At 58.9% G+C, this 12,187-nt stretch carries 7 protein-coding genes and 3 pseudogenes; 1 reads left to right on the top strand and 9 read right to left on the bottom strand.

Annotation, left to right across the window (positions count from 1 at the left end):
• Positions 1–36 precede the first annotated feature (36 nt).
• From AC0NIH_RS30650 to AC0NIH_RS30690, 9 genes and pseudogenes are all read right to left on the bottom strand, one after another.
• Positions 37–1,074 carry an ABC transporter ATP-binding protein gene (locus AC0NIH_RS30650; RefSeq protein ID WP_473468905.1) on the bottom strand — a complete coding sequence of 346 codons (1,038 nt, stop codon included), beginning with the start codon at positions 1,072–1,074 and terminating at the stop codon, positions 37–39.
• Complete coding sequence (locus AC0NIH_RS30655; RefSeq protein WP_473468902.1) at positions 1,071–2,078, bottom strand: ABC transporter ATP-binding protein; 1,008 nt, start codon at positions 2,076–2,078, stop codon at positions 1,071–1,073. The genes AC0NIH_RS30650 and AC0NIH_RS30655 overlap by 4 nt, the downstream gene beginning before the upstream one ends.
• Before the next feature lies 1 nt (position 2,079).
• Positions 2,080–2,961, bottom strand: a complete 882-nt coding sequence (locus AC0NIH_RS30660) for an ABC transporter permease (RefSeq protein ID WP_473468901.1) — start codon at positions 2,959–2,961, stop codon at positions 2,080–2,082.
• A gap of 1 nt (position 2,962) precedes the next feature.
• Complete coding sequence (locus AC0NIH_RS30665) at positions 2,963–3,904, bottom strand: ABC transporter permease (protein ID WP_473468940.1); 942 nt, start codon at positions 3,902–3,904, stop codon at positions 2,963–2,965.
• Positions 3,904–5,514 carry an ABC transporter substrate-binding protein gene (locus AC0NIH_RS30670; protein WP_473468899.1) on the bottom strand — a complete coding sequence of 537 codons (1,611 nt, stop codon included), beginning with the start codon at positions 5,512–5,514 and terminating at the stop codon, positions 3,904–3,906. Before AC0NIH_RS30670 ends, AC0NIH_RS30665 begins: the two co-directional genes overlap by 1 nt.
• 47 nt (positions 5,515–5,561) lie before the next feature.
• Entirely contained in the window at positions 5,562–7,076 is a 1,515-nt protein-coding gene (locus tag AC0NIH_RS30675) for a M81 family metallopeptidase (protein WP_473468898.1), read from the bottom strand.
• Between the two features lie 544 nt (positions 7,077–7,620).
• Positions 7,621–8,287: pseudogene (locus tag AC0NIH_RS30680) on the bottom strand (transposase); the annotation flags it as partial.
• A complete protein-coding gene (locus tag AC0NIH_RS30685) occupies positions 8,278–9,183 on the bottom strand; it encodes a carbon-nitrogen hydrolase family protein (protein ID WP_474025101.1) in 906 nt (301 codons plus the stop codon). The pseudogene AC0NIH_RS30680 and the gene AC0NIH_RS30685, both read right to left, overlap by 10 nt.
• A gap of 497 nt (positions 9,184–9,680) precedes the next feature.
• A pseudogene (locus AC0NIH_RS30690) lies at positions 9,681–10,760 on the bottom strand (IS110 family RNA-guided transposase).
• A 195-nt stretch (positions 10,761–10,955) separates the two neighbouring features.
• Between AC0NIH_RS30690 and AC0NIH_RS30695 the strand changes: the two are divergent.
• Positions 10,956–11,977, top strand: a pseudogene (locus AC0NIH_RS30695) (IS110 family RNA-guided transposase).
• Positions 11,978–12,187 lie beyond the last annotated feature (210 nt).

Here is a 12,187-nt window from a genome sequence, read left to right on the forward strand (position 1 = left end):
GTTTCCACCCGGCGGGCATTTAGGTCATCGACGCCGTTAAGCACAGGAATTTGCGACAGGCCCAGATTTGGCCGCCACAGCCGGCTCTTCCGGGATCTCTGTAGCCGGAGCGCGCACATGACAGGCCACAATCCGCCCGTCTGCCATTGGCACCAGAGATGGCACTTGGATGCGGCACCTCTCGACCGCGAGCGGGCAACGCGGATGAAACGCGCACCCGCTCGGCGGGTTGATGGGGCTTGGCACCTCGCCCTCGACCGCTGCCTTAAGCCGAACCCGCGTCGGATCCGGCACCGGAGCTGCCGCGATCAGCGCCTCGGTGTAGGGATGGACCGGTTTCGCGAAGAGTGCTTCGCTTGGGGCGAGTTCTACGATCCGCCCCAGATACATGACGGCAACGCGATGCGCGATATGCTCCACGACGCCGAGGTCGTGCGAGATGAAGACGAAGGCGATACCCATCTGCTGCTGGAGGTCCAGAAGCAGATTCAGAATCTGCGCCTGCACGGAGACGTCGAGTGCTGACACCGCTTCGTCGGCGATGATGAGCGAGGGGTTGAGCGACAGGGCGCGTGCAATGCCGAGACGCTGGCGCTGGCCGCCCGACAATTCGGACGGGAGCCTGTGCATCATCTCGGGCGACATTCCGACTTTTCGGAGAAGGTCCGCGGCGAGCGCGTTGCGCTGCTTGCGGCTCAGACGTTCAAAATTCTCCACAGGCTCGGTGATGATCTGTCCGGCGGTGAGGCGCGGGTTCAGCGACGAGTAAGGATCCTGAAACACCATCTGCATCCGACGGCGCCACGCGTGAAGCGCGTGCTTCTTGAGGCTTGCAATATCGGTTCCTTCGATCAGTACGCGCCCGGCCGTCGGCTCGACGAGCCGCATCAGGAGCCGCGCCACGGTGGATTTGCCGCAGCCGGATTCGCCGACGATGCAAAGCGTCTCGCCTGCCTCGACGGTGAAGGATACATCCTCCACCGCCCGGATCACCGGAATGGTCTTCTTCAGAAATCCTGAACCGAGCGGATAATATTTGGTCAGATTCTCGACTTTCAGCAAAGGACCGTTCATGCGCCCATCACCTCTTCGGCGCGCCAGCAAGCTGCGGTGTGGCTTGACCCGACATCATGTAGGATGGGCGTCTTCTCGCGGCAAATATCGATCGCGAACGGGCAGCGCGGAGCAAAGCTGCACCCGACAATGGGCTTGCGCAGACTTGGCACGAGGCCGGGGATTTCCGGAAGGCGGCGCTGACGGCCTCGCCGCGGATCGGGCACCGATCGCATCAGGCCCTGAGTGTAGGGATGCGCCGGGCGCGCGAACAGATCGATTACGGTAGCCTGCTCAACGATGCGGCCAGCATACATGACAATGACGCGTTGGCATGTCTCGGCCACAACGCCCAGGTCATGCGTGATGAACATCACGGCCGTTCCCGTGCGCTCTTTCAGATCGACGATGAGCCGCAGGATCTGCGCCTGAATGGTGACGTCAAGCGCCGTCGTCGGCTCGTCGGCGATCAACAGTTCCGGCGAGCAGGCGAGCGCCATGGCAATCATAGCACGCTGGCGCATGCCGCCCGACATTTCGTGAGGATAGTTGCTGACGCGCCGTTCCGGGTCTGCGATGCAGACGAACCGCAGCATCTCTTCGGCTTTAGCCATGGCCTGAGAGCGGGACGCTTTTGTGTGGATCTGCACCGCTTCGGCGATCTGGTGGCCGACGGTATAGACCGGGTTGAGGCTCGTCATCGGCTCCTGAAAGATCATGGCGATCTTGTCGCCGCGGATCTGTCGCATCTCCCGATCGGACAGCTCAAGGAGGTCGCGTCCATGAAAACGAATCTCGCCACCGACGGTCCTGGCGGACAGCTTCGGCAGCAGGCGAAGGATGGAGAGGGCGGTGACGCTCTTCCCGCATCCGGATTCGCCGACCACGCCGAGCGTTTCGCCTTTCTTCACCTGGAAGCTGATGCCGCCCAACGCCCGGGTGACGCTTTCCTCGCCGTAAAAATGTGTTTCCAGGTTTCGGACGTCGAGAAGCACGTCGTTGCCTGCGGTTTGATGCATATGCATGTTAGCGCCTCCGCTGTGAGCGGGGATCGAACATGTCGCGCAAACCGTCCCCCAGCAGGTTGACGGCCAGGACGGTGACGGCAAGGCAGATACCGGGGGCGAAGATCGTCAATGGAGCGATGGCAAGATACAGGCGCGAACTGGCGATCATGTTGCCCCAGCTGGGAATCCCCGGCGGCACGCCCACGCCAAGGAAGCTCAGCCCGGCTTCAGTCAGAATCGCGCTGGCGCAGACTGTGGCGCTCTGTACCATGAGCGCTGGAATGGTGCTGGGCAGGACATGCCGCCACAGCACTTTGGGCAGGCGCGCACCGCCGCAGAGCGCAGCCTCCACATAGGGTCGCTCGCGAACACTCAGAACCACCGAACGAACCAGCCGCGCGACGGCTGGCGTCTCGGGGATTGCGATGGCGACGATGAGGATGCCGATTCCCGGTCCTGTCAGAGAGATGAGCGCAATGGCCAGCAGAATCGTCGGGATCGACATCAGGCCGTCCATGACTCGCATGACAATATTATCGAACGTGCGGCTGTACCCTGCGATGACACCGATCAGGAGCCCGACCACGGCTGCGGTCGCTGCCGACAGCAGCCCGACTAGGAGGGAGATGCGGGCGCCGAAGATCGTTCGCGCAAACACATCACGGCCCAGATTGTCGCTCCCGAACCACATTTCGGGGGAAGGCGGCTGCAGGCGCTTGAACGGATCCATGTTCCCCGGATCGCCGGCGTAAAGCGGTGCGGCGAGGGCCAGGATGATCAGGAGCCCCAGGAAGCCGCCGCCGATCAGGACCAGCGGGTGCCGCCTTGCGAGACGGGGAAGGCCAGATAGTCGCAGCCGACCGATCGGCGCGGTTTCAACTGGTGCGGAAAAGAGGGACATATCAGTACCGGATCCGGGGATCGATCAGCGTATAGGCAAGATCGACCGTGAGGTTGATAAGGACGTACAGACCCGAAGTCAGGATGAGCACGCTCTGAATGATGGGATAGTCGCGATTGTTGATCGCATCGACAACCAGACGACCGATTCCGGGTATATTGAACACCGTTTCCGTGAGAACCACTCCGCCGATCAGCCAGGCAAAGCTTATGCCGATGACGGTCAGAATCGGGACGCCGGCATTCTTCAGGGCATGATGGATAAGCATCGCATAGGACGAAGCGCCCTTGGCAGCGGCCGTTCGCATATAGTCTTCCGACAGAACCTCGAGCATGCTCGCTCGCGTGACCCGGGCAATAAAGGCAATGAAGCCAAGACTTAACGCCACTGTGGGCAGGACCAGGTGCACAAACCAAAGCCCGAGACCCTCGTTGATCGGGACATATCCCTGGACCGGTAGCCAATGCATCTTGATGGCGAAGAAGTAGATGAGAAAATATCCGATGACAAAGACCGGGACGGAATAACCGAGTGCCGAAAAGGCTGCGAGGAGGCGGTCGACGTACCCGCCAGTTCGCCACGCGGCAAGAATGCCGAAAGAGACCCCGACCGACACCGAAAGGACCATTGTCAGGATTGACAGGGAAAGGGTCGGTTCAAGCCGCTGCGAGATGAGCTCGAGAACCGGTCGTCCGGAAAAGATCGAGATGCCGAAATCGCCACCGAGCATGTCGCGCACCCAATGGATGAATTGAATCGGCAGTGGCGCGTTCAGCCCCAGCTGCTCGCGAATGCCGGCGATTACTTCCGCCGTCGCGTTGCGGCCGGCCATCATCGCCGCCGGGTCGCCCGGCGCCATTCTGAGAAGCAGGAACACGAAGGCCCCGACCATCGCCATGACGGCGATGGCCGAAACCAATCTGCGTAAGATGTAGCCCGCCATCATGCCGAGACTTTCTGCATATTCCACATCGGCCAATAAGCCGACTGAAAATGAACCAGGCCAGTCAGGGATTTTCGGCGAGCGATTGGCTCAAAAAACTGACCCAACATGAGAGTGCTAGTGCTAACGGAGTCCCAAGCGAGGTACTGCATCTCGCGGGCCAACGCCTTGCGCTCCTCGAGTGTTTCGACTTTTACCCATCTGGCCCGGAGAACCTCGTATTCATCGTTCTTCGGCCAGCCATAAAAAGCGTCCGCGCCATTCGCGCGGAGCACAGGCATACTGATCGGATTACCGAATTCGGCATCGGTCCAATCGTTTATATACATGTTCCAGCCGCCGTCCTCAATCGGCCCCTTGTTTGCACGGCGTTTAGCAACCCCGCCCCAGTCACTCGGCGCGAGCTCGGCATTGACTCCAATCGTCCGCAGGGTGAATGCGAGATATTCTGCGGCCTTGCTGGCTGGCGGCCAATCCGTGGATTGGAGAATAACGACTTTCTCCCCAGTATATCCGGCTTCCTGAAAAAGTTTCCTGGCCTTTTCCTGGTCGCCCCCCTTTTTGTACCATCCCGTATTCTCGTGGTTGGAATACGCGGTACTGTTTCCAAATATCGATTTGATAGGGCGGACGTATTTCGGATCGAAGCCGGCGGCCAGCATAATCGCCTCCTGATCAATCAGGTGAAGCATCGCCTGGCGCGCCTTGACGTTGTCAAACGGCGGCTGCAGAAAATTCATGCTCACGAACATGACTCTGCCCGACTCGTTCACGTTTTCCAATGCGAGGTTAGGATCGCTTTCAATCAGCGGATAAAGATCGGATGGCGGTGTTGCAACGAAATCGACTTCTCCCGCTTGGAGCGCCGCAACGGCAGTCTGTTTATCAGCAATAACTTGCCAGACCACTCGATCGACCTTGGCGACCTTTCCGCCGGCGTACCCGTCTTCTGGTTCCTGACGGGGTATATATTGTTTATTTCGGTCGTAAGTGAAGCTGACGCCTGGCCTGGCTAGAGCGTTATTGAACTTGAATGGCCCGGATCCAATGTTCGAATTGACTTGCTCCGTGGCAGGGCGGCTCGCGTCTTTCTCGCGCATGATAGCTAGATAGTACCCGCTGGAGGACGCGAGCAAAGGTATGAGAAGCGGCAACGGTTCGTTGAGCGTGATCGTGAAGGTCTTCGCGTCTTGTTTCGAGATATCCTTGGCCCTTGCCATGATCAGTTTTCCACCTTCATCCACCTGGCTCCAGCGTCTTATCGAGGCAACACAGTCCGCCGCGGTGACTGGGCTGCCGTCGTGGAAGGTGAGGCCTTCGCGGAGTTGGAATGTGTAGGTCTTCTTGTCCTCGGAGAGGACCCACTTTCCCACCATTTGCGGCTGCGGCACAAGCTTGGAATCCAGTGCAAAAAGCGTGTCGTAAATCTGATAAGCATGATATCCGGCATCTACTGAGATGATCGGATCGTACACAGTGATGTTGAAAGAGACCCAACGCACCGTCCGCGCGTCCGCCTGTAATGTCTGCGCCCGAAGGATTGTTGGCATTGATAGCGCCGTTCCGACGGCCAGACCTGTCTTGATAATTTCGCGTCTAGTGATTGTCATGCTTCGTTCCCCCGTTTTTCGTTCTTAAGGATTCGCTCCAGTCGCTCCTAGACTCTTGTAAGAGCGCCGACAGAATGCTGCCGGGCGGTGATTACGGGACTGGCAATATCGTGTTCGGGCCAGAAGTTCGCTTTCAGGAACTCGAATTGATGTTTCCTGTAGTAGCCGACGCCAGGAGTATTCACGAGCACTGGGGTAGCCAGACCAGCGAAGTTCGAAACAAAGTGGAAACCTGATTTAACGACTACGAAATCGAGATTTCGGATAACCACATTCTGGCTTGTAAAAGCTGCTGGATCAATGGCGGACGTCGGCTTTGTGGTCAGTAGCACTTGGAGGCGGTCATCTACCCTGAGGACGGCCGTTGGCCCCATAGTCTTATGGGCGCCATTGCCGACGGGACCTTCGATGATAAAATTTCCGTCACTTACGTACTCAACAAGCCCGGTGACCAATCGAGGCGTGAAACCAGGCGTGTATCCAGCGCCGACAGACAGCGTAACAGTCGCACCTACACCAGCCTCTATCGCCCTAGCCGCTGCGACGGGATCGGTGATGGGGACTGCACCGCGCAGTCCTGGATAACCATCGAGCGCTGCGGAAAGCAAAATCGTGCCGTCTCCCGGGGCACCTGCCGCGACCCGATCGCCCATATCGCCGATCGCGAATGGCCGTTCATCCGGCGAACTCCGCACACGCTCAAAGACCTCGTCAACCGTCACAAGGTCGTCCTTAAAACGCTCGCGTTCCACCCAGAAGCGAGTCGCAAGGTCTACGGCGATAGAAGGTGTGTCGGCGCTTGGGCCATTGCTCAAGATGGTGACAACCTGGCCGACTTCGTCATCATCGGTAAAGCGGAACACGTTGTAGATCGAAATATCCTTAATCGATGGATGCATAGCCGCGTATCCGCGTGCTTTTGCATGGATTTCGGCCAGCGGCCCAGAGCCCGTTTCACCCGCACCCGGCAGAATCATAGGCACGCGCGCCGAAACCGTGACCGGCTTTAGACGCCCCTCAAGTTGCTCGATCAGCAGTTCTGCAACTTTCTGGCCACATTCAACAAAGTCCGAATGAGGGTTTTCCTTGCAGGCTATACAAATATCGGTGTTGTCGAGCATGCGGGGTGTGATATGGCCATGCAGGTCGAGACCGACGCCAATCGGCACGGTGAGGCCAACGAGATGGCGAAGCGCTTCAAGAAGATCGCCTTCGGCATCGGGCGTTTCCGTGGTTCCCATGGCGCCATGAAGTTCTAAACCAATTGCATCAGGGTCGATGCGTCGAACCGCATCCAAAAGTTCCTCACGCATACGCAAGTAGAAATCATGATCGACAAGGCCGCCGGCGCCCCCGCTCGCCGAAAAGACCGGTTCAATTGTCACGCCCGCATTGACAAGCGTTTCAGTCAGCCCTTTCAGCACGCCAGCTGGCGCCTTTAGGATATCCTGACCACGTTCCACCGCGAAGATCTCCTCGTCGGCAAGCCTTGGGTTCAGCCTATTGGCTTCGTGTTCGAAGGCGGCAACGAGAATGCGATAAGGCTTGGAGATTTCTGGCACTCGATCAGCCCTTTCTTTGTAAGGTCGTGGCCCCATCAGGCGGTTGGAACGCGGCAAGCCAGGAGTGAATTCATACAGAATGCGCCGTTAGCCGAAACTGCCGGTCAGTGCCGCCAGGCAGGACGTCTTTGACAGCCTCAAATTTCTGTCTGCTCGTCAGGTTCGAGGTTTCATAGACGATGCATCATGCGCAACGGCGTCGTCGATCGTAGACCGAGTTTCTGCGGATTGCTGCATTGTAGACGGTTCCCTATCACCAGTGTTTCCAAGCAGCATAAGAATGCTGGTTTATGTCTATGCATCGCATGGAGAATGGAACCGTGAAACTCAGATGAGTTATTTGCCGCGGCGATTGATTATGCAATCGGTAGCGGGTCGCCCAATTGCCGTCCGACCAACGAGCGTCGTCCCAGTTAATGATGATGACGGGGATGCGCCGGCATCCAAGGAAGAGTGACCTAGGCGACGTGATTTTTGCGTATTCAGATGAAGCCGGCGACCGATTTTAATGTCGGCGCGGGGTTTTCCTGGGTCGGCTTGCGGTCTATCGGGCGGCTTGGGCGATCAGTTTTGGCAATCGGATCAGGTTGTAGGCGGCGATTGCGAATCTGAACGCGGCGGCGACTTTCGGCCTGCCAGGGAGCTTGACCTTGGCCAGATCGGCCTGCGCCTTGATCCAGCCGAACACTTTATCGATGTGCTTGCGGCAGCGTTGGCTGACGCCGTACGGCGATGGTGTGTCGGGCGCTTGTCGATGGCGGTTTTGCGGGCCTTGCCGGTCTTGGAAACACTGCCATTGAGGCGATATGCGGCGTGACCTTGCGGGTGCGTAGCGCGCCGAGAAAGGCTGCCACATCATAGGCCTTGTCGGCACCAAGCGTGATGCGCCGGCTCTTTGCACCGCGCCGATCGAGCTTGGCAAGCGTCGCCTCGCGTTCGGCCACCCCGGTCGCCAGCGTCAGTTCGGCATCGACGACAAGCCCGTGACGGTTCTCCATCAGCGCATAGCCCATGTAGCACAGCCGGCTTTCTCGGCCATTGGCCTTACGGTAGAGCCGCGCATCCGGATCGGTTGTCGAGGCATGCGTGTCGTTGGAGCGCGTCTCGCCATGAAAATCCCGCTCGCCATTGCGGCCCGAATCGGGAAGTTTCCCCGAACCGTTCTTGGGCCGAAAACTTTTCATGCTCGCCCAGGCGTCGATCAGCCGTCCACCACGACTGGTAAGGAACCATTGAGCACCTTGTAGGTATCGGCACGACGGTCCCTAATGAGGCGCGGCCCCCCATAACCCACTGAAGCACCGGCAAGTCCGGCACAGATATCTATCTCCGCAGTGACCACTCCGATTTGGTCAAGTCCGCTGCTTGCCACGATGCCGCCGAGCGGATCGACAATCTGGCTGAAGCCAATAAAGTTCGATCCACCAAGTTCACCAACGAAATTTGATGCGATGAGCCAGCGGCTGTTTTCTAAAGCTCGCACACGGTCGAATAGGTCGTACCTGCGCACTGCGGAGTTGTTTTCGCGGTCGCCGTGGCCAGGATTTGCGGCCCACGCGGAACCTATCACCAGCAATTCGGCCCCCGAAAGGGTAAGTTCTCGGCACCCCTCCGGAGATGATTTGTCGTAGCAGATCAGCAGGCCGACTCTGCCAAGGGGCGTATCAAAAACCGGCCAATTGTCGCCCGGCCGGAAGATATAGTTCTCACTGAGGGTGAGGTGGACCTTGCGATATGACCCGATATATCCCTGCGGCCCCGCGAGCACTAAGGTATCGTAGAGGATGCCTGGCTGCTTGCCAGCCTCAATGAGGCCAAAGACAACATGGATGTTGTGCTTCATGGCAGCGCTTATTAGGCGTTGCACTGAGGTGCCATCCGGGACCGACTCGGCTATGCCCTGAGCTTTTGTGATGACGTCTTCAAGCTTGCCTAAGTCCCGGATCGCCGGGTAGCCCTGCAAGCTCGTCTCAGGAAAGACGACAAGGGAAGCGCCGGCACTAGCAGCCTCCTCGATATAGGATAGGTGTAAGCCGAGGTTTTTGTCCACGTCGTATGTGCCTGGAAACGCACAGGTGGCGATTGTGGTTTGCGGCATGTAGATCATCCTTGATGAGGACAGGTTAACTGGATCACTACCAGGCAATCTACGGATCGCATGGAAAACGGACCAGAGAAATCCAGAAATAGTTATTTGCGACGGTGGTTGATTATGCAACCGGGCGCGGGTCGCCCAATCGCTGTCTCAACCAACATATGTCGAAGCCCTCAAAGGCATCGAACATCGTCCCTTACATCCACGCGCGAAAGGTGCCGCCGGAACGGCGCTCTGATGTCCGTTGTCAATGCTTTAGGCGCGAGGAACCGACCGCCCAAACGAACGGCTGTTCATGGTAATCGCGTATGGGTGGAGGCGGAACTCAAGGACGTCGGTGATCAAGCTCTGATGCGCGGGTTGGCTACCGCATTCCCGATTGTGCGTCCGGGGCTGCTCCGATCTTATTGCGGGTGTCGGTCAAGTGCCGGCCACAAAGCGTCTGACGGGTGTTCCCTGCCGTTGCTCCGCCCCGGCCCATGCGCGAGGTGCAAGTTGGCTGCAGTGATCTATGTTCTGATCGCCTGCGCCTCCCTTGCAACAGCCCATTTGAAGCCGGTCAGCTCACGGGCAATGGCGGTGCAAACCACCGTCGTTCGCTTTCCTCGTCCGGCCAACATTCGATAACGAGCCGTCAACCGACTCTGAGCCTTCCATGCGATCTCCCGCACTTTCGGCGGCACTTCCTCTAGACGATACAGCTTCTTGGCCCCGACCTTCGGCGGATAGCGATAAGGTCCAGGCGCTCTCAACCAACATGTTGCCGAACCCGACCGTTGCCAGCCTTGGTAATTGCACCTCGTCGAACCGTTTCACCCGTTGATCGCTCGCCAGGTACCAGGCCGAGATAAGGTGACGGCGACGATCAGATCGACTTCTCCGTAGCGTCTGTAGAGCTCGGACGACCGGTCGCCAGAGACCAATTCGGGACGAATTCCTCGATGACCTTCTCCAGTCGTTCGACGCGCTCCTTCGAGACGCCCACCGCCTCGACCATTTCCTGCAAGGCGATTTGATGCGCGGGGTGATCGAACTGTTGCTCCGGCAGCCAGCGCAAATATCGCATCGTCTAGTTCATCTTGCGTGGATAGACACAACATGCTTTAGCATGAATGCGCTGATCTGGTGTCGGTGAACCCGCAACGTCTCGATTGCAGCGGCCCGGGCGCGAACGAGGTCTCGCATCGCCTCATGGCCCTCATGGGGAACCCACACTGCCGTGAGCTCGCCCGCCCTCAATAGCCGGACGAGCGCGAGTGCATCTCGACGGTTCGTTTTCACCCTGTCGCCCGGTTTCCTTGGAACCAATGATGGAGCGACAAGCACACATCCATGGCCAAGCGATCGGATTAGCCGATAAAGACCATAACCGGTCGGCCTGGCCTCGTAACAGAAATGCACCCGGTCAAACTTCGTCGCTATTCGCTGGATCACACGCCTCATGCCGGCATCCGATGCGTCAACCTCGCCGAAGCGTCAACCTCGCCGAAATAGCGGACCTCTCCCTCCCGGCCGGATTCGGCAATCGCAATCGCATTCTTCAGTTTGGCAACATCGATCCCTACAAAAGCTTCTCTATAATCTGCCACGGCTCGTCCTCCTATGATGAGGATCGGCTCGGCCTAACCGAGATGGGGTATTCGGCTTGAGCCCTTATCTTCGGGCGACAATGCATGGTGGATAGGTTGAAGGTGCTGCGCTACGAGCTGATGGCTAAACGTGGTCTGCATGCCCGCAGCCACAAGCATCACAGGGAGAAGCGCAGCATGTAACATTATGCAGGATTGGATGTCTCCGTAAAAGAGACCGCAATTTGCATTGTCGACGAAACAGGCAAGATATGCCGGGAGATGAAGGTGCCGAGCCATCCCGAGGATCTTGTGCGGGTGCTCTCGGATCCTGCCTGGACCTTTGAGCGGATCGGCCTCGAGGCCGGGCCGCTGTCGCAATGGCTGTTCAGCGGCCTGGCCGAAGCCGGCCTACCGGTGATCTGCATCGAGACCCGCCACACCAAGGCCTTCCTGGAGGCGCAGCCGAACAAATCCGACCGCATTGACGCCCGCGGCATTGCCCAGATGATGCGGGTCAACCTGTTCCGCCCGGTCCATATCAAGACGCTGACGAGCCAGAAGCGCCGGGCACTCCTGACGGCGCGCAAGCTCTTGCAGGACAAGGCGATCGCCATCCAGAACGACATCCGCGGGCTTTTGCGCAACTTCGGCCTCAAGGTCGGCATGATCGGGGCCGTCAAATTCGAGCACCGTATCCGCGAGCTCACCGAAGGCATGCCCGATCTGGCCGAAATCGTCGAACCGCTGCTCGAGGCGCCCAGCAAGCTGCGCGAGACGTTTGCCGCGCTTCACCGCAAGCTGCTTGCCATCGTCCGCGATGATGCGGTCTGCCGGCGGCTGACGACGATACCGGGCGTCGGTCCGGTGGTGGCGCTGGCCTATATGGCGACCATCGACGTTCCGGCCCGCTTCCGCAATTCCAAGGCGGTCGGACCGATCTTGGGGCTGACGTCGGTGCTCCATGAGTCGGGCGAAAGCCGCCGCATCGGCCGGATATCCCGCTGCGGCGACGGCATGATGCGAACGCTGCTTTACGAAGCCGCGCAGACGCTGCTAACGCGCGTGACGAAATGGTCGCGGCTGAGGGCGTGGGCAATGAATGTCGCCAGGCGGCGCGGCCGACAGAAGGCAATTGTCGCATTGGCTCGCCGCTGGCGGTAATCATGCATCGCATGTGGCGCGACGGCACAGAGTTCCGCTGGACACGACAAGACATCATACCGAAGGCCGCCTGATCGTGCGCCCGACCATTGCAGCCTGCCGGCGCGCAGTGGCCCGTCAAGGGCAAGACGCGGCGCGCTGACCTTCGGCCACCCTTGACCGGCCACTGCGCGCCGGCCGAGCCGAAACTAGGTCGGGGACGGTCGAACAGTCGAACACGGAGATGAAACATGATCGCACGGCCAGCGTGACAAGGATCACGCTATATAAGGTTCCACCAGCCG

Source organism: Mesorhizobium sp. WSM1386 (genome assembly GCF_055901595.1).